The 22,059-nt window shown below is 65.9% G+C and carries 25 protein-coding genes; 10 read left to right on the top strand and 15 right to left on the bottom strand.

Going from position 1 to position 22,059, the window contains the following annotated elements:
• Positions 1-18: 18 nt before the first annotated feature.
• The 8 genes from VGC56_RS04525 to VGC56_RS04490 all read right to left on the bottom strand — a co-directional run bounded on the left by VGC56_RS04525 (position 19) and on the right by VGC56_RS04490 (position 5,548).
• Positions 19-1,368, bottom strand: coding sequence for a S41 family peptidase (locus VGC56_RS04525; RefSeq protein ID WP_464123517.1), 1,350 nt, complete (start codon positions 1,366-1,368; stop codon positions 19-21).
• A gap of 126 nt (positions 1,369-1,494) precedes the next feature.
• Positions 1,495-2,646 (bottom strand): murein hydrolase activator EnvC family protein, encoded by a 1,152-nt coding sequence (locus tag VGC56_RS04520; protein ID WP_464123516.1) that lies wholly within the window; start codon positions 2,644-2,646, stop codon positions 1,495-1,497.
• 4 nt (positions 2,647-2,650) lie between these two features.
• Positions 2,651-3,073: a 23S rRNA (pseudouridine(1915)-N(3))-methyltransferase RlmH gene (locus VGC56_RS04515; RefSeq protein ID WP_464123515.1), complete on the bottom strand. Its 423-nt coding sequence runs from the start codon at positions 3,071-3,073 to the stop codon at positions 2,651-2,653.
• A gap of 6 nt (positions 3,074-3,079) precedes the next feature.
• Entirely contained in the window at positions 3,080-3,802 is a 723-nt protein-coding gene (locus VGC56_RS04510; RefSeq protein WP_464123514.1) for a DMP19 family protein, read from the bottom strand.
• 11 nt (positions 3,803-3,813) lie between these two features.
• Positions 3,814-4,170: a ribosome silencing factor gene (rsfS, locus tag VGC56_RS04505; RefSeq protein ID WP_464123552.1), complete on the bottom strand. Its 357-nt coding sequence runs from the start codon at positions 4,168-4,170 to the stop codon at positions 3,814-3,816.
• Positions 4,171-4,236: 66 nt separating this feature from the next.
• Positions 4,237-4,878 carry a nicotinate-nucleotide adenylyltransferase gene (locus tag VGC56_RS04500; RefSeq protein ID WP_464123513.1) on the bottom strand — a complete coding sequence of 214 codons (642 nt, stop codon included), beginning with the start codon at positions 4,876-4,878 and terminating at the stop codon, positions 4,237-4,239.
• A complete protein-coding gene (locus VGC56_RS04495; RefSeq protein ID WP_464123512.1) occupies positions 4,875-5,156 on the bottom strand; it encodes a type II toxin-antitoxin system RelE/ParE family toxin in 282 nt (93 codons plus the stop codon). Before VGC56_RS04495 ends, VGC56_RS04500 begins: the two co-directional genes overlap by 4 nt.
• Entirely contained in the window at positions 5,153-5,548 is a 396-nt protein-coding gene (locus VGC56_RS04490) for a hypothetical protein (RefSeq protein ID WP_464123511.1), read from the bottom strand. Before VGC56_RS04490 ends, VGC56_RS04495 begins: the two co-directional genes overlap by 4 nt.
• A gap of 77 nt (positions 5,549-5,625) precedes the next feature.
• On the opposite strand from VGC56_RS04490, the gene VGC56_RS04485 reads away from it, so the two are divergent.
• On the top strand, positions 5,626-6,663 hold the full coding sequence (locus tag VGC56_RS04485) for a DUF3667 domain-containing protein (RefSeq protein ID WP_464123510.1): 1,038 nt from the start codon (positions 5,626-5,628) through the stop codon (positions 6,661-6,663).
• Positions 6,664-6,737: 74 nt separating this feature from the next.
• Here VGC56_RS04485 and VGC56_RS04480 read toward each other — a convergent pair whose 3' ends face one another.
• Both VGC56_RS04480 and ftsH read right to left on the bottom strand, forming a co-directional pair.
• Positions 6,738-7,097 (bottom strand): hypothetical protein, encoded by a 360-nt coding sequence (locus tag VGC56_RS04480; RefSeq protein ID WP_464123509.1) that lies wholly within the window; start codon positions 7,095-7,097, stop codon positions 6,738-6,740.
• A gap of 87 nt (positions 7,098-7,184) precedes the next feature.
• Positions 7,185-9,158 carry an ATP-dependent zinc metalloprotease FtsH gene (gene ftsH / locus VGC56_RS04475; RefSeq protein WP_464123508.1) on the bottom strand — a complete coding sequence of 658 codons (1,974 nt, stop codon included), beginning with the start codon at positions 9,156-9,158 and terminating at the stop codon, positions 7,185-7,187.
• A 276-nt stretch (positions 9,159-9,434) separates the two neighbouring features.
• On the opposite strand from ftsH, the gene VGC56_RS04470 reads away from it, so the two are divergent.
• From VGC56_RS04470 to VGC56_RS04445, 6 genes are all read left to right on the top strand, one after another.
• Positions 9,435-10,139: a hypothetical protein gene (locus VGC56_RS04470; RefSeq protein ID WP_464123507.1), complete on the top strand. Its 705-nt coding sequence runs from the start codon at positions 9,435-9,437 to the stop codon at positions 10,137-10,139.
• Positions 10,140-10,174: 35 nt separating this feature from the next.
• A complete protein-coding gene (locus tag VGC56_RS04465) occupies positions 10,175-10,408 on the top strand; it encodes a hypothetical protein (RefSeq protein ID WP_464123506.1) in 234 nt (77 codons plus the stop codon).
• 600 nt (positions 10,409-11,008) lie between these two features.
• Complete coding sequence (locus VGC56_RS04460; RefSeq protein ID WP_464123505.1) at positions 11,009-12,154, top strand: hypothetical protein; 1,146 nt, start codon at positions 11,009-11,011, stop codon at positions 12,152-12,154.
• Positions 12,155-12,185: 31 nt separating this feature from the next.
• Positions 12,186-12,896 carry a hypothetical protein gene (locus VGC56_RS04455; protein WP_464123504.1) on the top strand — a complete coding sequence of 237 codons (711 nt, stop codon included), beginning with the start codon at positions 12,186-12,188 and terminating at the stop codon, positions 12,894-12,896.
• A 1,014-nt stretch (positions 12,897-13,910) separates the two neighbouring features.
• Positions 13,911-14,525 (top strand): hypothetical protein, encoded by a 615-nt coding sequence (locus tag VGC56_RS04450; protein WP_464123503.1) that lies wholly within the window; start codon positions 13,911-13,913, stop codon positions 14,523-14,525.
• Positions 14,526-14,587: 62 nt separating this feature from the next.
• A complete protein-coding gene (locus VGC56_RS04445) occupies positions 14,588-15,946 on the top strand; it encodes a DNA-packaging protein (protein WP_464123551.1) in 1,359 nt (452 codons plus the stop codon).
• Here the strand turns inward: VGC56_RS04445 and VGC56_RS04440 are convergent.
• Together VGC56_RS04440 and phaR are read right to left on the bottom strand one after the other, a co-directional pair.
• On the bottom strand, positions 15,943-16,140 hold the full coding sequence (locus VGC56_RS04440; RefSeq protein WP_464123502.1) for a hypothetical protein: 198 nt from the start codon (positions 16,138-16,140) through the stop codon (positions 15,943-15,945). The genes VGC56_RS04445 and VGC56_RS04440 overlap by 4 nt on opposite strands.
• 54 nt (positions 16,141-16,194) lie before the next feature.
• Entirely contained in the window at positions 16,195-16,746 is a 552-nt protein-coding gene (gene phaR, locus VGC56_RS04435) for a polyhydroxyalkanoate synthesis repressor PhaR (protein ID WP_464123501.1), read from the bottom strand.
• Between the two features lie 91 nt (positions 16,747-16,837).
• Between phaR and VGC56_RS04430 the strand changes: the two genes are divergently transcribed.
• Both VGC56_RS04430 and VGC56_RS04425 read left to right on the top strand, forming a co-directional pair.
• Positions 16,838-17,911, top strand: a complete 1,074-nt coding sequence (locus VGC56_RS04430) for a thioesterase domain-containing protein (RefSeq protein ID WP_464123500.1) — start codon at positions 16,838-16,840, stop codon at positions 17,909-17,911.
• Positions 17,911-18,627, top strand: a complete 717-nt coding sequence (locus VGC56_RS04425) for a M50 family metallopeptidase (RefSeq protein WP_464123550.1) — start codon at positions 17,911-17,913, stop codon at positions 18,625-18,627. Before VGC56_RS04430 ends, VGC56_RS04425 begins: the two co-directional genes overlap by 1 nt.
• Positions 18,628-18,658: 31 nt before the next feature.
• On the opposite strand, the gene VGC56_RS04420 is transcribed toward VGC56_RS04425, so the two are convergent.
• Entirely contained in the window at positions 18,659-19,864 is a 1,206-nt protein-coding gene (locus VGC56_RS04420; protein WP_464123499.1) for a hypothetical protein, read from the bottom strand.
• 297 nt (positions 19,865-20,161) lie between these two features.
• On the opposite strand from VGC56_RS04420, the gene VGC56_RS04415 reads away from it, so the two are divergent.
• Complete coding sequence (locus tag VGC56_RS04415; protein WP_464123498.1) at positions 20,162-20,845, top strand: DUF4145 domain-containing protein; 684 nt, start codon at positions 20,162-20,164, stop codon at positions 20,843-20,845.
• Between the two features lie 106 nt (positions 20,846-20,951).
• On the opposite strand, the gene VGC56_RS04410 is transcribed toward VGC56_RS04415, so the two are convergent.
• Both VGC56_RS04410 and VGC56_RS04405 read right to left on the bottom strand, forming a co-directional pair.
• A complete protein-coding gene (locus VGC56_RS04410; RefSeq protein ID WP_464123497.1) occupies positions 20,952-21,386 on the bottom strand; it encodes a type II toxin-antitoxin system VapC family toxin in 435 nt (144 codons plus the stop codon).
• Positions 21,383-21,658 (bottom strand): type II toxin-antitoxin system Phd/YefM family antitoxin, encoded by a 276-nt coding sequence (locus VGC56_RS04405; protein ID WP_464123496.1) that lies wholly within the window; start codon positions 21,656-21,658, stop codon positions 21,383-21,385. Before VGC56_RS04405 ends, VGC56_RS04410 begins: the two co-directional genes overlap by 4 nt.
• Between the last annotated feature and the right edge of the window lie 401 nt (positions 21,659-22,059).

Raw genomic sequence — 22,059 nt, 5'->3', positions numbered from 1 at the left:
ATGCCCCCGCCCCCATGCTCAGCGCCGCGAGGCCGACTTACCGCCGCCGCCCGGCGCCGCCGCAGCGCTGCGGGTCTGCAGGCGCGCCAGGGTCTGGACGGCATAATGGAGCTGATAGTCGTCGATGCCCTTCTTCTTCAGCTCGTCGGCGGTGCCGGCGAAGCGCGGATCGGGCTTGGCGTCGTCCTCGATCACGTCGTTCTTCACGCTCGCCTCGTTGATGAGGTGGCGGCGCAAATCCGCCTCGCGCAGCCGCGGCCGGTCCTTGTAATCGGGATCGGTGAGCTGCGGCACCTCGATGTCGGGAGCGATGCCGCCCTCCTGCACCGAGCGGCCAGACGGCGTGTAGTAGCGCGCGGTGGTGAGGCGCAGCGCAGTGTCCTTGCTGAGCGGCAGCAGGGTCTGGACCGAGCCCTTGCCGAAGCTGCGCTGGCCCATGACGACGGCGCGGTGGTGGTCCTGGAGCGCACCGGCGACGATCTCCGCGGCCGATGCGCTGCCGGCGTCGACGAGGACGATCATCGGCGCGCCGCGGGTCGCGTCGCCCGGCTTGGCGTAATAGCGCTCGATGTCGTTCTTGCTGCGCCCGCGCTGGCTGACGATCTCACCGCCTTCGAGGAACACGTCGGAGAGGCCGACCGCCTGGTCGAGCAGGCCGCCGGGGTTGGAGCGCAGGTCGAGGATGTAGCCGGCCGGGGCGTGGCCAAGCGCCTTGTTGATGCTGTTGATCGCCGCCAGCGCCTCCTGCGTCGTGGTGCGGCTGAAGGTGTTCACGTTGATGATGCCGACATCGTCCTTCACCTTCCACTTGACCGCCGGAAGGTCGATCTTAGCGCGGGTAAGCGTCACGTCGAACGGCTTGTCCCGGCCCGGGCGGACGATGGTGATCTTGATCGTGCTGCCGGGCGCGCCGCGCATCTGGTCGACCGCCTCGTCCAGCGTGCCGCCGTAGATGAGCTTGCCGTTCAGGTGGGTGATATAGTCGCCCGACTTGAGGCCGGCCTTGGCGCCCGGGCTGTCCTCGATCGGCGCGACGATCTTCACCGCGCCGTCTTCCATCGTGACGTTGAGGCCGAGGCCGCCATATTCGCCCTCGGTGGTCGTCATCAGCGCGCGATAGCCGCGCTCGTCCATGTACGAACTGTGCGGATCGAGGCTGTTGAGCATGCCGTCGATGGCGCCGCGGATCAGCTTCTGGTCGTCGACCTGGTCGACATAATCGGCGCGGACGCGCTCGAACACGGCGAGGAACTGGTCCATCTCGCGATAGGTCCTGACGTCGACGGCGGCGAACCCGGCCGAGGCGGCGGGAACGATGGCGACGGCGGTGACGAGGAGGAGGGAGCGGAGAAGATTGCGGGCGGCCATGGCGGGTGCAGAATCCTGAAGGGAGGGTCGGCGCGAAGCTTAGACCTTTTCTTAGCCGGGGAAAAGAAACCGGAGGTGAACGGCGCCTGAGGGAGACGGCCCTAGCGCATCGCCCCAGTCGAAGGGTTACAGGAGCGGCGCGATGGCGACGGGGCGGCCGTCGCGGCGAAGCTCGACCGAGACGGTGGCGCGGGTGGGGCCGGTGCGGCCGAGGCTCGCGCCGCGGGCGACCCGGTCGCCGGCCTTCACGGCGAGTGTGCCGAGGGCGGTGATGGTGGTGGTGAGGCCGCCGCCATGATCGAGGATGACGACGCGGCCGTAGCGCCGGAACGGGCCGGCGAAAACCACGCGCCCGGCGGCGGGGGCGATCACCTCCGATTCGGGGCTCGCCTCGAGGGTCAATCCGCGGGCGTGGACGCCGGCGTCGGACAATTCGCCGGTGCCGCTGAGCAACCGCCCCTGCACCGGCAGGCGGTAGGCCGCCGCGCCGGCCGCCGCGCCCGCGTTGACCGGCCGCGCCGGCGGTTCGGCAAGCTGCTCCAGGCGGGCACGGAGCTGGGCCTGGAAGGCGCGGGTGCCCTGAAGCTCGGCGAGGGCGCGGGCTTGCTCGCCGAAGGCCAGTGCCTTGTCGGATTCGGAGATGGCCGATTGCGCCAGCCCCTCCGAGCGCGCGCGCTGCTGTGCCTCGAGTGCGGCCAGAGCCATGCGACGCCCGCGCAGATCCTCCTCGCTGCGGCGGAGCGCACCGACCGCGAGCGCCGCCTCGCGCCGCAATTCGTCCCCCCGCGCCACTTCGGCCCGCACCCCGGCGGTGCGGGCGCGGATGACGGGGACGCTGGTCGCCAGCAGCGCGCGGACGTGGACGAGCTCGCCGAGCGAGCCGGGCTGGACAAGGGCCAAAGCCGGCGGGCGGCGCGCCAGCGTCTGGAGCGCGCCGGTGAGGCGGATGAGCGGCCCCTGCTGCTCGGCGAGCCGCGCCCGCTGCGCGCGCCGCAGATCTTCGATCAGACGGAGGCGCGCCTGCCCGGCGGTGATGTCGGCCTCGGCGGCTTCGATGCGCGCGGCGACGGCGTCAGCCTCGGCACGCGCCTTCTCGGCGGCGCCACCCGCACTTCGCGCCGCCGCTTCCAGCCGTTCGGAGCGAATCCGCGCCTCCTCGGCCTGGCGCTTGGCGGTGACGAGATCCTGCGGCGCCCCCGCCTCCTCTCCGCCCGCCGCCGCCCACGCGCCGGCCGCGGCCATCGCGAGAACGGGAAGGAGGAGGAGCCGGCGCCGCATCCCCCTACCCTTCGCGATGATAAGGATGGTTCGCAAGGATCGATGTGGCGCGGAACAGTTGCTCGGCGAGCATGGCGCGGGCGAGGAGGTGGGGCCAGGTCGCCTTGCCGAAGGCGAGAAGGAGGTCGGCCCCTGCCCTCTCCGCCTCGCCGAAGCCGTCGGCGCCGCCGATCAGGAAGCGGGCCTCGCGCCGGCCGTCGTCGCGCCAGCGCTCGAGCCGCCGCGCCAGCTCCAGGCTCGGCAGCTGCTCGCCTTTTTCGTCGAGGAGGATGGTGACGCTGTTCTCCGCCGCGGGCGGAACCCGGCCGCCGCTCTCGGGAAGCTCACTGGTCTTCACCGGCCAGGCGATGCGCTTCAGATAGCGGTCGACCAGTTCGGCCTCGGGGCTGCGGCCGATCTTCCCACGTGCGACGATGTGGAGGAGCATCGCCGGTCAGTCGACCAGGCGGCAGAGTTCGTCGCGGTGACGCCGGATGTACCCGCCCACATATTGCCTCGAGGCAAGCCTGGTGTCGTCGCGGTAGAGCCAGTCGTCGAAGGCCTCGGCCTCTTGGGTCGGGCGCTCATCGAAGGCGATGTCGGGTTCGGGCTCGGGCGCGAGTTCGCCTCGTCCCACGGCCGCATCGCGCAGCGTCCTGAGTACGTCGTCCGATAACGCCTCGAACCGCGCCCTCTCGCGCCCGCGCGCCCACGGCCGCCAGCGGCTGTGCCGGGCGGCGAGATGCTCGACGACGGCCTCGCGGTCGATCGCGAAGGGATCAAAGGTCGGCCAGCGATCGGGCTGCGGATCGTCCGGGCCGCCTGCCTGCTCCCGGAAGGCGCGGTCGAAATGCTCAAACAGTTCCGGCCACTCGAGCCTGGCGATCAGCCTGTGCGCGAGCGCGAGCGACGCGGCGAGATTGTCGACGAACTGGACGAACCCACCGTTGGACGTCTGCCCGACAAGGTCGGACCACATCATCAGCACCCGTTGCGGCTCGGTCAGAAGCGCGTTTCCGGGGTGGCCGTAGAGGTTCCATCCCTCGACCTGCATCACGGCAGGCACGTGGAGAAAGACATCCTCCCCGGTGAGCCACCACCGCTCGTGGGCAAATTCGGCAGCGGCCTCGAACCGGTCGCGCGTCATCTCGGGCCGGGTGTCGACGGCGCCGGTCACCGGCGGACGCCCTAGACGGCCGCGGAGGCAGGCGCCGCCTGCTCCTCGAAGCCCCACATCCGCTCGAGATTGTAGAAGCTCCTGACCTCGGGCCGGAAGATGTGGACGATGACGTCGTCGGCATCGATCAGCACCCAGTCGGCGACCGGCAGCCCCTCGATCCGCACATGGCGGCCGAGTTCCTGCTTGATGCGGTCCTGGAGCTTCTGCGCCATCGACGCGACCTGGCGGGTCGAGCGCCCGGAGGCGATCACCATGTAGTCGGCGATGTTGGATTTGCCCGTGAGCGGGATCGAGACAACGTCCTGCGCCTGATCGTCGTCGAGCGAGCGAAGCACCAGTTCGTGCAAAGCGTCATGGCCGTGCAGGACTGCGGCTTCGGCGGATGCTCCGGTCTGCGCCGGAGCGGTGTCGGGTGTGGGCAATGTGCCTCCTTATCCTATCGGTCTTCGCGTCACGCCGTCGCGAAGTGCCTTCGGGTTGAACGAATAATGTGGGGTTTCGTGCCAGCGGGGCAAGGCGGCGCGAAGGCCGGTGGCGGAGGTCGGATCGGGCGGCAGCCTCAGGAACACGAGTGCCGGCGGTCTCCAATCATCCCAGTCCATTGCCCCGGCTGCGGGCCGGACGAAGCGCCGCAACCAGCCCATGGCGCGAGCCGCCCGGGCCGTGCCATCATATCCCGGCCTCGTAACGACCGCAATCGGAACCGTAGCCGCGATCCGCCGCCAGTGCCGCCAGCGATGGAATTGCGCCAGATTGTCCTCGCCCATGATCCAGACGAAGCGGCGGTTCGGGAAGCGGCGGACGAGCGCCGCGATCGTGTCGGCCGTGTAGGGCGAGCCGAGCTCCCGCTCGATGGCGCTCACGCGAATGCGCAGGCCCCGCGCGGCGCGGCGGGCGGAGGCGAAGCGGGCGGCGAGCGGTGCCATGCCCTCGTCGGGCTTGAGCGGATTGCCCGGCGACACCAGCCACCACATCTCGTCCAGCCCGAGCGCCTCGATGGCACGCGCGCTGATCGCCCGATGCCCGCGATGCGCCGGGTTGAACGAGCCGCCGAGGAGTCCGGTGCGGATCAACTTGGGAACCAGTTCTCGCGCACGTGCCGGACACGCAGGATCTGGATCCGGTCCACGGCAAGGCGGTACAGGAGGATGTACGGCGTCGCTACGATCGTCTTGTTGCGCGTGCCGAAGCCGACCGCGGCACCGGAGTTCGGCCATTGCGCCAGGAAGCGCGCCGCCCCGATCGCAGCGGCGCCGACACGATCCGCAAAGCCGGGATCGATCTCCGCCAGATGCTCGTCTATTCTCGCCAGGTCGGCCTGTGCGGCCCGCGCCCATTCGACGATGATCACTCGGCCGCCGCGGAACGCCCGCGCGTGTCGACGCGGCGGGCGAACCATTTCTCCATTTCCTCCTGGCTGACGACCTCGCCGCGTTCGATGCAATCTTCACCTACCTTGATGAAGGCAGCGAAAGCGCGTGCCGCTTCTTCCCCGGCCCGGTCGAGCGCCAGCCCCTCGGGCGTGGGGTCCCGATAAGGCGGAAGGTTCACCAACGGATCGCCCGGCTCGGGCGGAAGGCACGCCGACTCCTCGTCGACGAACCGCAGCACGGCGGTGGCAACCGGATGATCGCGCGTGGTCTTCAGACGCTTGGCGAGGCGGTCGAGATCGGCCAGTGTCCCGCCTTCCAGCGAGACGGTCACCGGCTGCCGATCGGCGGACGCGGCCTTGCCTTTGGTCATGCGGCAAACCTAGGACATTCCAGCAAAAGGTTCAACGCGGGGCGCAGATGAACGGGGCCGAGGCAATTGGGGAAGCGGTGAGCGGCGGGCTCGCTGCGCGGGCTTTCGAGCCGGGTTCCGGCGAAGGCGTCGGCGAGGGTGGCGGCGCCTGCCTCAATTGCACGACGCCGCTCGTTGGGCCGCACTGCCATCAATGCGGTCAGGCGGCGCATGTGCATCGCACCATCGCCGCCTGGTGGCACGATCTGGCCCATGGCGTCCTCCATCTTGACGGCAAGATCTGGCGGACGCTGCCGCTGCTGGCGTGGCGGCCGGGCGAGCTGACGCGGCGCTACGTCCGCGGCGAGCGGGCGAAGTTCGTGTCGCCGCTGGCGCTGTTCCTGTTCTCGGTGTTCCTGATGTTCGCGGTGTTCAGCGCGCTGGGCCCCGAAGTCGGCGGCATGCGGCTGACGCCGGGAGCGAAGCGGAGCGCGGAGGAGCAGCTGCGCTCGTACGACAGCAGGATCGCGCGGCTGCAGGCGCGGCGCGCCGAGCTTGCCGCCCGCCACGCGAGCAGCGAGACTGTCGACGAGAATTTGGCGGAGGCACAGCAGGAGCGGAAGGCGCTTGCCGTCGCCATCGAAACGGCGGCGCGAACGCACAAGCCGCTCGTGACCAGCAATTTCAACACCGGTCTGCCGGGGCTCGACCATGCCCTCGCCAGGGCGAATGAGAATCCGGCTTTGCTGTTCTTCAAGCTCCAGTCCAACGCCTACAAGTTCAGCTGGGCGGTGATTCCCATCTCGCTGCCCTTCCTGTGGCTGCTCTTCCTCCACCGGCGGCGCTACCGCCAGTATAAGGGCTACGACCACCTCGTCTTCGTCACCTACTCGATCGCCTTCATGAGCCTTACCGTCATCGCGGCGGTGCTGCTGGCCAGCGTCGGCATGCCGGCGGCGGTGCTCGCAATCGCGATGATGCTGATCCCGCCAGTCCATATCTACCGTCAGCTGCGCGGCGCCTACGCACTCGGCCGGCTGAGCGCGCTGTGGCGCACCCTCGCCTTGCTCTGCTTCGCGACGGTGGCGCTGACCCTGTTCCTGATCCTGCTCCTCACGCTCGGCGTGATGCATTAGGCTGCCGGCTTGGCGGGGACGCCATCGTTATGGCGGAATCAAGTCGGGCGCATCTTCTCGTCAGGGCAACCGCGTTAACGGCAGGGATATTTATGCGCGAGGAAGGTGCGCAGGGCATCCTTCACCTGCACGTGGCTGCGCTGCGCAGGGGGGATGGTGCGGAACGAGGCGAGAAGCTCATTGCTGTTGATCGCCGCTCTGTCGCCCGGCGCGCAGAAGGCAGTTCGCCTGCCGGCGGCCCTCGCGGCCTTGATTTCGGCCTCTAGCCGGGTGCCGCTCTCCTGAATTTCGGCCTTGAGCACCTTCAGGTCGCCGGAAAAGAGCGCCATCATCCCTTTCTTCTGCAGGGCATCCGCCTTGGCCAGGAAGGTTGCGACATCCATGGCGTGGGCCGACGCCAGCGGCAGGAGCGCAAGCACGGCGCCCGCGATCACGTGTCTCTTCTTCATCGCCGAAACCCTCCCCTCACGCCCGGTGCGCGCGAGTGGAAGGGTTTTGCGCTGAACCGCGCTTGAACGGCTTTAGGCGCCTTGCGGCGCGGGATCGCCGAAGCCGCCGCCGCGGGGCCGGCGGGTGGAGGGGATCGAGGTGCCGGACGCCGGGATGAGCGGGCGCCGGTTGTTCGGGTCCTCGCGGCCGATGTCCTCGCCGCGGATCGCCTTTTTCGACTCCTCGCCGTTCAGCGTCTCATATTCGAGCAGCGCGCCGGCGAGCCGGTGAAGCTCGTCGATATGCTCGGTGAGGACGCCGCGGGCGATGCCTTCCGCTTCCTCGATCAGGTGGCGAACCTCCTGGTCGATCAGCTGAGCGGTCTGCTCCGAGACGCTCTGGCTGCGCGCGACACTGTGGCCGAGGAACACCTCCTCCTGGTTGTCGCGGTAGCGCAGCCAGCCCAATTTGTCCGACATGCCATATTCCATGACCATCGAGCGGGCCATTTCGGTGGCCTGCTGGATGTCGTTGGAGGCGCCGGTGTTGAGTTCGTCCTGCCCGTAGATGAGCTGCTCGGCGATGCGGCCGCCGAAGCAGAGGGCGAGCCGCGCCTTCATCTGCTTCATCGTCATCGAATAGCGGTCGCGCTCCGGCAGGTTCCAGGTGACGCCGAGCGCGCGGCCGCGCGGGATGATGGTGACCTTGTGCAGCGGGTCGCAGCCCGGGACGTGGAGCGAGACCAGGGCGTGGCCGGCCTCGTGGTACGCGGTCGCCTTCTTCTCGTCCTCGGTCATGACCATGGACTTGCGCTCGGCGCCCATCATCACCTTGTCCTTGGCCTCCTCGAGCTCGCGCATGGCGACGAGGCGCTTGCCCTTGCGGGCGGCCAGCAACGCCGCCTCGTTGACGAGGTTGGCAAGGTCGGCGCCGGAGAAGCCCGGCGTGCCGCGAGCGATGGTGCGCGCGTCGACGTCCGGCGCCAGCGGCACCTTCTTCATGTGCACGGCGAGGATCTTCTCGCGCCCGTCAATGTCGGGCCGGGGCACCACCACCTGGCGGTCGAAACGGCCCGGCCGGAGCAGCGCCGGGTCGAGCACGTCGGGCCGGTTGGTCGCGGCGATGATGATGATACCTTCATTAGCCTCGAAACCATCCATCTCCACCAGCAACTGATTCAGCGTCTGCTCGCGCTCGTCATTGCCGTTACCGAGCCCCGCCCCGCGATGCCGCCCAACCGCGTCGATCTCGTCGATGAAGACGATGCAGGGGGCATTTTTCTTGGCTTGCTCGAACATGTCGCGGACGCGGCTGGCGCCGACGCCGACGAACATCTCGACGAAGTCCGAGCCCGAGATGGTGAAGAAGGGCACGTTCGCCTCGCCGGCGATGGCCCGCGCCAGCAGCGTCTTGCCGGTGCCCGGAGGGCCGACGAGCAGCGCCCCCTTCGGGATCTTCCCGCCGAGCCGCGCGAACTTCGTGGGGTCCTTCAAAAAGTCGACGATCTCCTGCAGTTCCTCGCGCGCCTCGTCGATGCCGGCGACGTCGTCGAACGTCACCCGCCCCGATTTCTCGGTCAGAAGCTTGGCCTTGGACCGCCCGAACCCCATCGCGCCCGAGCCCGCATTCTTCTGCATCTGCCGCATGATGAAGAAGGCGATGCCCAATATCAGCAGGAACGGCAGCGACTGCATCAGCAGATAGACCCAGATCGACGTCTGCTGCTCGGGCTGCCCGGCGAACTGGACGTTCTTGTCCCGCAGCCGCTTGGTCAGCTCCGCGTCCGGAATGGCGTTGGTGCGGAAGCTCTCGCCCGAGGCGAGCTTGCCGGTGATCGTCTCCTTGCCGATCGCGACCTCGCGCACCGACCCGTCGTCGACCTTGTTCAGAAACTCCGAATAGGGAATCCCCGCCCCCGAAGCCGCCCGCCCGCCGCCGTCGACGATCTGCACGAACAGGATGAGCGCGAGCAATATCCCCGCCCAGATGAACAGCGACTTCATCCACGGGTTGGACGACCCGCCATTGGGGTCCTTGTCGGGCTTCTGGTTGGGGTCGTTGGCCATGATCTATCCCATGAAAGTGGTCGCTCGACGGGGACCCGGAGAAGGGGGAGCGCCCGTCGGCGGCCACTCAGTGCGTGCGCTGCCTCCTAAATAGGATTTCGCGCGGCGTTGGCAATGTAGGGGGCGGAGGTGAATGGGGGCTTACGGATTCGAATCGAAGTGGTACTTCGATCCGGCTAACGAGGGGCCCTTGCGCTTATGCCGAGGCGGGAAATGCCACCCCAACCTTTGTTTCGAGACCTGCGACGCCTTGCGCGAGAGCTCAAAGGATCAGCGGTGTATCGCGTCTTCGTTGAGCGCGTGCGCCGGTATGGCGATGCGATGTCCATCCTTGGCGACCTTGCAGAGGCCAAGCGCATGCTCGTCGCGCTGGCGCGGCACCATTCTCTCGCGAATGCGGACGCCGCAGGAGACGAGGACCGATACGTAACCTTGAGTGCTTTACTGAGTCAGGCAGTCATCCTCTACGCTCGTGCGGCCAAGTCGAAGGCAAACCATCGAACCTTTGTCCCGCTGCAGCGAAACCTACCTCCGGAATTACGGGCTGTTCACGACAATGTGGTGCAACTCCGCGACGACGCCATCGCGCACTTCGGACCCGGAGACGGTCCTGGAGGACGCCACTGGGCGCAAGAAACTGTGGTCCTCCGGATAGACGGAACGGTAGCGACCCTTGCCCTCCCCTTCTCCCACTCCGTCTATCAGGAAGATCTGGCAAAGCAGCTTGAGGTGCTGGTTGACCATTGCATCACTGCGATGTGGGGCATTTGCGGCGAACGGGCTGACCTCCTCCTTCAGGAGTGTACGCGCCTGCTTCATACCCAGCCACATTTCCAAGCACAGCTAAGTGAAGCAGAGTTCGACCTCGCTGAATTTTTTCACCATGACAAAGCCTCGATTGAGCGTTTTGTAAGCGGCCGCTCATCGGCCGGGACGCTGCCGGCACCAACCTACGCCCCGGTGAAATACCCTACCAGCTAGCAGTCTCTCCCGATCTACAATCGTGCGGCGAAGCGATGCGCATCGCGGCGGAGGGCGGCGATGCAGAGGTCGCTGCCGGTGAGTTCCCAAGCTTCGTGCTCGACGAGGAGGTCGAGCTTGGCCGCGAGAGCCGCCGGGTGCGGGGCCGGCGTGCGAAGGAGTCGCCGAAGGGCGCTGTTCAGGCGGCCGAGGCGACGGTCGTAGACGTCGTCATCTTCCGTGTGGGCGACTTCCTCAAGCTGGGCTTCAGCGCGGCGGTAGCGCGTTAAGGCGCGGTGCCATAACTGGTCGTCGGCCCGTGATGGAGCAGTAGCCTCAGACGCTGGGGCGCATGCGATGATCGGGGCCGCGCACGCGGCGCCTAGCAGCGCGCGGCGCGACAGCTTATGCTGTGCGGCAGCCATGTTTCGCCTCCTCTAGCAGGCGTGACGGGTCAGAGCCGGGACAAGGCTGCAACCTTGCCTCGGCTCGCCTTTCAGATACCTGAAATGTGGGGACAGCGCAATAGCCGGAGAAAAGAAAAAGAAGCTTGGGCGGCCGCCGACCGGGATCGGGCCGAACGTCGGGTTGCGGCTTTATCCAGAGATGGATGCGGCGATTGACGCGTGGATTGCGCGGCAGCCGGAGCCGAAACCTTCTAAGCCAGAGGCGATCCGCAGGTTGGTGGCACTGGGATTGAACAGCCCAACCTTCGAAGAGACTTGAATTCCACTCAAACGCCGGGCCGATAATTGCAAGAGCCCGGGCAGTACAGCGGAAACGGGCGTCGGGGGCCTCGGACGAGGGATACCGTCACGTTTGCTATTGCACCCCAAAAGCAATGCGACCATCGTAACGAAGCTCTTGCGTGGTCGCCGGAGGGGAGGCTGATGAACGCTCCTGACGTGGACACTGTTGCCGCAGCGCTGAGCTCGCAGAACCCGCCTACTCCATGGCAGATTGTTTTCCTACGTATCGTGGCACTCGTCGGGCTCGCCGTAGCGAATTTTTACGGTTGGATCATGATCCGTGCCGGTTTTGTGAACACCCAATATCTTCCCGATAACGGACTATTCCCTACACCTCTTGTAGCTGCGATTGTCGCTGCTTTCGTTCAACTGGGAATATTCGGGATATACTTCGCAATACCCTACCTGCGCTTTGCCGGCATCGTTACAAGGCTTCTGCTTCCACTTTCGTGGGCAGTCCTATTCTCGCTCGGCATGATATTGTCGTTCTACTCAATCACGCTGTCATCAGACAAAGGTCGGGTGTTCTCATTTGAAACGGGTCAATTAGGTGCACTGAATAAGCGGATCGTCTCACTCGATGACTCGATATCCAAGAATTTCGCCGGGTTTGTATCGAGGCAGGAGGAGCTTCGGGATGCCGCCTGCAACGGAAAGGATCAAAGCGGTATACGATACTGCGGGCGAATCTCGCGCTCGTACGCTCAGAGGCACAACGACGCCATTGACCTGTATGGTTCTTCTTTCCAGCCAGTCTCCTTCGACTCGATTGGCAAGGAGGTCGGCGTTTTTGAAGCCTGGACGCTCATCGAGGGAAACCTCGCCAAGGTCGCCCCGAAAGTAGACGCCTTCAAATCGTTCGCGAGGTGGGGCCACCTGCAATCTACCGTCTCCGCGAACGAATTCGAAGCGATCAAAAGGGAGAGCTCTAGCTACGGACAAAAATTCGACGGCAGAGCACCCGATGCGCGCTCGCTCGTCCTCCAGAGGACATTCGACAATCTCCGTGCCGTCGTTCGTAGAAATGCCAGCGCGGATGTGTATACCGGAGCTATCATATCGATACTGCCTGATGTCATGTCAGTGGTGTTTGCGTTGCTCCTGACCGTATGCGCGGCGGTCGAAGCTGGCGGCGGTCTCCAGAAGGCCATTCGCGACACAGAGAGTAGGACTAGGCTTCTCAGGCAGTGGTGGATGTCTCTAAGAGCGCACTTTCGCGAGCAGATGCGGGCATGGGAGGAATCGATCAAAGTAGACACAGCTAAACCATTTTCAGACCCGAAATAACGCATGGCCTTTCACGTAGAGGAGAGCAGGGATGGGTGCCGACAACGCCGATGACGGTCCTAAGCCGATTGACCCGGATGAAATCCTGGGCCCCGACTCAGATTCTCCAGTCGATGACACTGCCGACCGGTCTTGGGTAAGGAGGAGATCTCCCGGGCCAGACGCCGGGCCGGTGGGATCCCAGGCCATGGACGGTAATTTTGACGCCGCGGTAAGTGTGCCGCAGCACATTGAACGAGTGCGAGAACAGCTGGGAACCATTAACAGGTTTATTCAGGGAAGAGCGATCCAGAGGATACAACGCGAGCACGTAATTAAATTAGCTAGGGCCCTATTCGATTATCAGTATCAAGACATGCAACACCTTTTGTTGTTAGGGATGGACGTTCAGAAAAAACGGCGATTTGCGCAGTATATGTCTGCGACGAAGGACATCCAAGATCGAATACAGAGACAGAGCGCTGAGGCTCAACTGTCTCTTCTGAACACGATGTTTGACATGAGGCTGAAGGCGTTCGAAGCACAGCGAGATCGCGATAGTAGGATCCGGAGCGCGTATAAGCAGGGGGGAATGAGCAAAGAGCAGCATGATCGAGCGTTGGCGGACAGTAAGCAGATGACCGATGAACATGAGCAGCGCCTCAACGAGACTATGGAGGCCATGATTGAGCGGCATTCTCAGTTCCTCTTCCATACGCTGTCTCTGTTCAAGACAGATCTACTTACCAACGGGAAACTGTAACGCCGTGCAGTGTTGCCCCAGGCAGCAGCGCAGAGCACCATGAGATTCTGCAAATGTTCTTGACAGCGTCACGCTGGTGTGCCATGTTTGTGCCAGCGTCGGTAGGTGCGAGTCGCGCATGGGGGTGTAGGGGATCCCCCTCTGAAGATGCGGTTCGGCGGGGGTCGCCGGAGGGCCGAATCGGGCGGTTTCAGATTTATTTGACGGCGGTTTTGCGCAGGCGTGAGGCTGCATCGCGTCTTAGGGTTGGCGCTTCCGATTGGATGCGCTCAGAGCCTGACAGGGCAGCTCAGCGAATACGAGTTCAATCCTTGGAGCGCGCCCCTGGCAGGTGGGGCGGTTTGAAGCTTGGGTTCATTGGGTGACACCTGCGCGACCAGGTGAGGCAGGCGCGGCCGACGTAACAGGCGAGTACGAATGCCGCCGAAGCGGTTATGACTGCAGCTATGCCGAGCAGGATGATCATGGCCCTCTCATACTGTCCCTAATCGTGAGCCGCTTTTGAACCTTTGGCGCCGTGGGTTGAATCGCAGAGCGACGTCGCCCTGGTGAGGGAACGACTTACGGTACACCCTCAGTAGCTGATCCCGACGCAAGTTTGAGTTAGCCCCTTCGTCCGACCATGTGACGAAGAGAAGGTAGATGCCGGATCAATGGCGTGACGTGGCCATGCCTCGGCGGCGAGCGCATGGACCGGCTTTAGTGAAGCGGGTGGTGGTTTTCTTACCAACTGAGGCTGAGGCGGGCGCTGGGCCCCCTCCACCATGCTTCGCATGGTCCCCCTCCCCGTCCCGGGGAGGATCAAGATTTGGCAGCCGCTCCTGACCGGGGCGGCTTTTTCTTTTTTCGTGGTGGGAGGTGAGCATGGACATGGCTGAGGGGGAAGGCGTGGGCGGAGGTTTGTCTCGGGAGGAGATTGCCGCGGAGGCGGGGGATGGGGGGCGGTCGGCTGCGTCGGAGCCGGGGGCCCCTGCCCTGCCGCGGATCATTCGGAACAAGGGGCGGCTTGTGCAGGTGGCGCCGACGACACGGCGGCTGTTCGACAAGGGGGCGCGGCGGGTTTTTCTGGAGTGGTTTGCGGGGACGGGCAATCTGTCGCTGTCGGCGCGCAAGGCCGGGTTTCATTACCGGACGGTCCTGCGGCACCGGGCTGAGGACGATGTGTTTCGCGGCGAGTTCGACCTGGCGCTCGAGCAGAGCGAGGTGCGGGTGCAGGCGTGGCTCGCCGAGGCCAAGGATGCGGGGCTCGATGCCGGCGAGGCCTCCGGGTTCGATCCTTCCGGGCCGGACGAGATGGACGGGCATGCGCCCGCCAATCTGACGGCCGAGATGGCGATGCAGTGGCTGCGGGCGAACGGCCAGCGCAGGGCGCATGCGGCAGCGTTGGCGGGCGGCGGCCCTTCGGCAGGCTCGGGACGGGGGCTGAAGCGGGGGCGGGCGCCGTCGGCGGCTTCCAATGAAGAGGTGCTGGAAGCGCTGCTCAAGGGGATGCGGGCAATGCAATCCCATCGAAGTGGTACTTCGATGGGGGCCCTGGAGGAGGCATCCCACCCAAGCGGCACGGCGATCGGGAGTGGCGAGGAGCAGGGGGGCGGTGCGGCGCCTCCGGAGCGGGAGGCGGGGCTATGAGCAAGCGGACGAGGCGCGGGCGGGCGCCGGTGACGGACGCCGAGGTGGCGGCGGCGGTGCGGATGGCGGTCGCGGCGGCGGCGAATGACAATGATCCTTATGCGCTGGAGCGGTTCGTGCGGCGGCTGACGGCGCCGGTGCGGCGGGCGCTGCTGCAGATTTGGGATTGGCAGCGGCATCCCGGGCAGGTGCCGCCGGATGAGTTGGTGGGCGGGGCCGCGGCCGGGGCGCCGTGCGGGCCTCCTGGCTACTGCCCGGACTGGCGGACGTGGCTGCTGATGGCGGGGCGCGGCTTTGGGAAGACGCGGGCGGGGGCGGAGTGGGTGAGCGCGCTGGCGCGGGCGGAGCCCAGGGCGCGGATCGCGCTGGTCGGCGCTTCGGCCGAGGATGCGGCGCGGGTGATGGTCGAGGGGGTGAGCGGGCTGCTCGCGGTGGCGCGGCTGGGCGAGGCGCCGGTGTGGCTCAGGGGCGAGGGGCAGCTGGTGTTCGCGTCGGGGGCGCGGGCGTTCGTCTATTCCGGCGCCAATCCGGAGGGGCTGCGCGGGCCGGAGCATCATTATGCCTGGTGCGACGAGCTCGCCAAATGGGCGCGGCCCGACGCGGCGTGGGACAATCTGCGGATGGGGCTGCGGCTTGGGGCGCGGCCGCGGGCCTTGGTGACGACGACGCCGCGGCCGGTGGCGGCGCTGCGGGCGATCCTCGCGCATCCGGGGACTGCGGTGACGCGCGGGCGGACCGCGGACAATGACGCGCATCTCGGCGGCGGGTTCGTCGCGGACATGGTCGAGACTTATGGCGGGACGCGGATCGGGCGGCAGGAGCTGGACGGGGAGCTGCTCGAGGATGTGGCGGGGGCGTTGTGGCCGCGGGATCTGATCGAAGGGTCGCGGCAAAGTGGTACTTTGCCGCGGGAAGGGTTGAGAAGGGTCGTGGTGGGGGTGGATCCGCCGGGGTCGGTGGACGGGGATGCGTGCGGGATCGTGGTGTGTGGGGAGGATCGTGAGAAAAGGCTGTTCGTGCTGGCGGATTGCTCGGTCGCGGGGGTGCGGCCGGAAGGATGGGCGCGGGCGGTGGCGGCGGCGGCGCGGGAATGGGCGGCGGACCGGGTGGTCGCGGAGAAGAATAATGGCGGGGAGATGGTCGGGTCGGTGCTGCGGTCGGTGGACGAGCGGCTGCCGCTGAGGCTGGTGGCGGCGGTGCGGGGCAAGGCGTCGCGGGCCGCGCCGGTGGCGGCGCGGTTCGAGGCCGGGAAGGCTTTTTTGGCGGGGCGGTTTCCGGCGCTGGAGGACGAGATGGCGGGGCTGAGCTGGGGCGGGGACTATGAGGGGCCGGGGCGATCGCCGGACCGGCTCGATGCGATGGTGTGGGCGATGACGGCGCTGATGGAGGGCCGGCGGGAGGCGCGGATCACCTTTCTCTAGAGCTTGAGGGCGATCACCGCGGCGGCGATGGCGAGGAGGAAGGCGAGGATCTGGAGGAGGTGCCAGGGGGCGTAGCCGGGGCGGTCGAGGTTGGCGCGGCGGGCGCGGCGGCGCTCGGCCCAGGCGGCGAGGAACGCGAAGGCGAAGAGCGCGGCGCTGAGGCACCAGAGGAGGGTCGAGGGGGCGGGGTCCATGGGTGTTCGTACTTGGGTTGTCGCGGCGGGGCCCCTGCCCCTCCCGCGAAGGATCTAGCGGACGAGCTTGTCGACCTTGGCCTGGAGGGCGGCGAGCTCTTCGCGGAGGCGCGTGACCTCGTCGTCACGGCCGGCTGCCGGAGCGGGCGCGGGGTCGGCGGCGGCGGGCTTGGGCGCGCCGGCGGCGGCCTGGAACATCTCCATGTTGCGGCGGGCGAGGTCTGCGAAGGGGTTGGCGGTGAAGGCGCCGGCGAGCGCGTCCCTGAGCTGCACCTGGTTGCGCTGCAGCGTCTCGAGGCTGGCTTCGAGATATTGCGGCACCAGCCCCTGCATCTGGCCGCCGTAGAGGCCGATCAGCTGCCTGAGGAAATTGACCGGCAGCATGGTCGCGCCGCGCGATTCCTCGTCCATGATGATCTGGGCGAGGACGGAGCGGGTGATGTCGTCGCCCGACTTGGCGTCGACGACCTTGAACTCGCGCTTCTGGCGGACGAGCTCCGCCAAACGCTCGAGCGTGATGTAGGACGAGCTTTCGGTGTCATAGAGCCGCCGGTTGGCGTATTTCTTGATGATGATCGGATCATCGCCCGAGCCCGACGCGGCCATGGATCGTCCTCCCGATGAGCAGGCGAGCGCCCTAGCAGCAAAGCTTGCCGCACCGCAACACAGGCCGCGCCCGCTGCCGCTCTTCCTCTCTATGCTGCGCAGCGAAACCGGCGGCGATGCGGCGCGGATGCAGCGGGCGCTGGACGGGCTGCGGCGGTATCAGGAGGCCACGCGCGAGGCGGGGCCGGAGGCGCCGGCGGGGATCGCCGAGCTGATGGGGGCAACGCTTCGGGATTATGGCGAAGGGCCCCTCACCCACCAAGGGCCCCTCCACCACCCTGCGGGTGGTCCCCCTCCCCATGCCACCGGCATGGGGAGGAAGAGGATGCCCGTGGTGTTCGTGCCGTCGCTGATCAACCCGCCGTCGATCCTCGATCTGGCGCAGGACAATTCGCTGCTGCGCTGGCTGGCGGCGGAAGAGGGTGTGCGGCCGCTGCTCGTCGACTGGGGCTCGGACGTCGCGGCGCGGCGGGACCTGTCGGTGGCGGGGCATGTGACGGAGATCCTGCTGCCCCTGCTGGAGACGCTCGGCGAGCCGGCGGCTTTGGTCGGCTATTGCCTCGGCGGGACGATGGCGCTCGGCGCGGCGGCGCGGGCGCAGGCCAAAAGCGGGCCGGGCGTGCGGGGGGTTGCGACGATCGCCGCGCCGTGGCGCTTCACGGGCTTCCCGGACGAAGCGCGGGCGATGCTGGCGCAGCTGTGGTCGGCGACGCGCGAGACGGCCGAACGGCTCGGCATGCTGCCGATGGAGGCGCTGCAAAGCGCCTTCTGGAGCCTCGACCCGGCGCGCACGGTGGCGAAGTTCGAAGCTTTCGCCGGCATGGCCGAAGGCAGCGCCGAGGCGCGCGCCTTCGTGCGGCTGGAGGATTGGGCGAACGATGGGCCTCCCCTCCCCTATGCGGCGGCGAAGGAACTGTTCGAAACCTTCTTCCAGGCCGACGCGACCGGCGCAGGCGACTGGCTCCTACGGGACCCGCGCGCCCTCCCCTGCCCAATGCTAGAGATCGTCTCGACCACCGACCGCATCGTCCCCGCCGCGACGGCGGTCGGCGCGGGGGACCGGATCGAGACGGCGCGCGGGCATGTCGGGATGGTGGTGGGGGGATCGGCACGCGAGGTGCTGTGGGGGCCGCTGGCGGGGTGGCTGGAGGGGGTTGGCCCGTGATGTTCAATAGCCTTGCCGGCCAGGACCAGAGGCAGCGCGTGGTGCTGCTGCTGGGGATTGCGCTCGGCTCGATCCTGCTGTGGCAGACAACGCTCGGCAGCCTGCTGCTCTATCCCTTCACGATATTGGCGACCTGGTTTCATGAAATGGGCCATGGCATCGCCGCGATGCTCTCGGGCCGGGCGTTCGAGCGCCTGCTGATTTTCGCCGACGGTTCGGGCGTCGCTTTGTCGCTGCGCCCCGCCGATGGGTTCAGGTCGACCGATGCGCTGGTCGCGGCGAGCGGGCCGCTCGGACCGGCGATCGCGGGAGCGCTGCTGATCCTCTCCTCGCGCTCTCCCACCGCCACGCGGGGCGCCCTGACGGTGCTGGGCGTCGCCCTGTTCGCGTCCACCGCAATCTGGGTGCGGTCGTTGACGGGCTGGCTGGTCCTCCCTGCGCTGGGATTGGCGATCACCGGGCTGGCGCTGCGCGGATCCCTGCCGCTGCGGCGCTTCGTCCTCCAGCTCCTCGGCGTCGAGGCGGCGATCAGCGCGTGGCAGCAGTTCGACTATCTGTTCAGCCCGGGCGGAAATGTCGGCGGCGAGCTGCACCGATCCGACAGCGGCGCCATCGCGGACGTCCTGCTCCTGCCTTACTGGTTCTGGGGCGCGGGCATCAGCGCGGCGATCATGGCCTTGCTGTGGTGGAGCTTCAGGATGGCGTTCCGGCGGTGAAGTAGGCGCGAGGAGGAACCAATCAGCCATCTTAAAGCCTGTCCTCGATGGCGCCAGGAAGTTCCCGCAACGACGTCACGATGCGTCGGCGATGTTCCGGCAGGGCTTGCTTCAGAAGGTGCCCAAACCTCCGATCCCCCCGCCAGATGTCAGTGAACGGTAGATAAAGCGCGTGGATGAGGTCGCCCGCCGCACTCCGTTCAGGCTGATGCCCGCCGCCCTGCAGGCCCATGTTTTGCAGGATGAATGGCTCCAGGATTCTCGCGAAAACGTCCCAACTGGGTAGCCTTCGCGCTAGCGCTTCGTCGTTCTTGAACAACTCCACCAAGTCCTGCGTAAGCCCGAGATTTTCTCCGTCGTGCTCCACGTGGTTGAACAAGAGGTTCGCTGAATCGCGTGCCATCTCTCGTACCCGTTCACGAAACCAACGCTTTTCCGAGGCGTGCAATAGCGGAACAGTGGAGAGGTCGCTGCGTACCTTCAAGAAGGTGGCTTGCAGACGGCGTCCTGGCTCAGTCATGAACGCTGGAAGATCCTTGGGGCCGTCATGCTGCACAAAGTAGGCGTGAACGAACTTAGTTGGCTGGGCGACCGCCGAGAAGAGCCTCTTCGATGCGATCTCCGGCGTGATTTCATCACGAAGGAGAGCGCCCATGGATAGGTCAACATCGGTTTCCTCTAAGCCCCAAAGCTCGGCAAACTCGGCAATGCTCTCTTGAAGCCCCGCCGCCAGGTCGACCTTGCGGGCATGGGCCTTCATTTTCCTGCGCTCGGCCCGATTGCGGCTACGATCAGCGATCGTTGAGTCGAGTTGTGACCTCAGGTCATCCTTGAACGAGACAAGCGCGCCCGAGATATCGGGGTACCAGCCGTAGCCGCGCTCCAGCACCGCCACTGGCGGCTGCGGCTGTCTCAAACCTTCCGTAGCGGCAGCGCTCTGAATCTGAATGGCGAGCAGGCGCGCAAGGTAGATGAACGCATAATCGCCGCAGAGACGTTCGATGGCCTCGGCTTTTGCCATTGTCGTCTCGGGATGGCGCTCGTCGTACTGAAACAGCTCGGATAGGGTGCTCATCGAATAGCCGAAGCGGACGTGGCCCGTCTCGCGAAGCGAAATCAACCGCTCAAAGATTTCGGGAACACCCTTCTCTCCCTTTCTGCGGATTACGTCTCCGAATCTTGAGAGGTCAGCCGCGTCGAGGTAGACCGTTACGTCGCGCTTTGAAGACATCGTCATCTTATGTGGGGAGGGGAAGTCCGGCGCAACCGTGCTCGGCGGTGGTCCTTCGGTCAGATATGAACCGTGAAAACAGTAACAGTTCACATTTCTGGCCCACCCCCGAGCAGCCACCAACGGAAAAATGGATGCTGTCGCCCTTTTCAGTGAGGGATGCTCTTCACGTCTCCTGGTGTTGCAGGCATAGGAGCGCCTGAAGGGGGAAACATGCCCGTCGAGAGAGAACAATGGGCCAGGCGCCTGCCACACCTGCCGTCTTGGCGATGCCCTACCTGCAACAAGGGCAACTACTCGCTTATGCCGAACATGCCGGTCTTAGAAGAAACCGGCCCCTCCAAGCTGGGTCATAGCCACGAAGCCTGGGACCCCGATTGGATAGAAAATCGGTTTGTTGCTCTGATGCAGTGCAACCTATCGTCCTGCGGCGAAATCGCATCAGTCAGTGGTACCTCGCCCAGCGACTATTGGGAGGACTACGAAACCGGCGAAGGTGACATCCTCCACCGGTATGTACCAGCCTCCATCGACCCTTCTCCGGTACCCATTCTCATTCCAAATGGGACACCCGAGGGCGTCAGCCGCGCCATCTCGGAAGCGGCTAAGGTCCTGTGGCAAAGCGATGAGGCCGCCGCAAACAAGATTCGTTCTGCGGTTGAGCACTTGCTTGATGCAAAGAAGGTAAAAAAGATCAGCACCAAAAACACCAAGAAGACAAAGCTCAGCTTGCACGATCGGATCGTCCAGTTCCAGAAACAGGATAAAGAGAATGGGGACGTGCTCCTCGCCATCAAATGGCTTGGAAACAGCGGCAGCCATACGAGCAGCCTATCTCGCGACCAGGTGCTCGACGCCTTCGACATGGTGGAACTGGTGCTTGAGAACCTCTACGGGAAAACCAAGCAGATGATTATGAAGAAGGTCGCTGCGGTGAATAGGAACAAGGGTCCTGTTAAGCCGAAGAAGAAACCGTTCGGCTTCTGAGGTAGGCGACACTGGTGCCGGCTACCTGTCAGCTACGTGCCTCGCGCCGTGAGGGTATAAAGATCTGGCCTGAAGCCCTGCTCGGTCAGGCGCCTCGGCCTGACCATCAGCAGCGCTGCGTCTTCACGTTCCCCGCCTCGCCATAAGCGAGGATCTCGGCGTCGCGGGTCAGCAGCGGGACGTTCATTTCGCGGGCGGTGGCGACGAGGAGGCGGTCGGCCGGGTCGCTGTGAAAGGGTTCCGGGAGGAAGGAGGCGGTGATGGCGATCGCAGCGGTCAGGGGTGCGGACTTGATGATCGGTTTCGCCATCAGGGCGGAGAACCAGCCGGCGGGATCGGGACGAAATTGCACCGACGGGCGGCCGCCGGCCTTCGGACGCGCGAGCAGGCCGATCTCCCACGCCGAGATGGGGGATACGAACACGCCGTCGGCCAGGCCCGCGAAGACGATCCTCTCCACCGTCTCGTCGGCCAATTGGCCTTCGGCCAGCCAGATGGCGGCGTGCGTGTCGAGGAGGAGGGCGCGCGGCCAATCCCTCATCGGTGAAGGATCCCCTCGTCGGCATCGAGCCGCTCGTCGAAGACCGGCCGGGTGAGGTCCACGCCCGGGGAGAGGAGCACCATTCCCGCCATCGAGCCATGCAGCGCCCTCGCCTCCGCTTCCGCCGGTGAAACCGGGCTGACCACCGCCACCGGCTTGCCGCGGCGAGTGACCGTCACCTTGCTCAGCTGCCGCTGGTTGAGACGGTCGAACAGTTCGAGGCAGCGGGCCTTGAACTCCGTGACGGTCAGCGTTTCCTCGAGCCTACTCATGGTCATCTCCGATAACCAGTCATTTAAGATGACCATTTTGTCTGGTCAAGCAATGTCGATCGGAAATCGGGTGTACTTGTTCGGCCGACGCGGGAAGGCAGTCCTGCAGAATCCGGTGCCAGGCACGTAGCTGGCACGTAGCTGGCACCGTGAAGGCTGTCCTCAATGTCCTGGGCCTCCTCGTCGATCTGGAGCCGCGACAGGCCGACCTGCTCAAGCGCATCGTCGATAGTCCGCTGGTGACGCCGGATAAGCTGAAGGTCTGAAGCGGCTCGGCGGGTGTTCATATCCTGAAGATCTTCATCACTTCCGAGCTCGTCACCGTCACGCGAACGGCCGCTCGCGCCATCCATACGGGTTGGGGCTTACGGCTGGCGCAACGAACTGCGGCGCGAAGATCG

Source organism: Allosphingosinicella sp. (assembly GCF_036403745.1).
Taxonomy (GTDB): Bacteria; Pseudomonadota; Alphaproteobacteria; order Sphingomonadales; family Sphingomonadaceae; genus Allosphingosinicella.
This window is presented reverse-complemented; position numbering and strand designations above follow the sequence as displayed.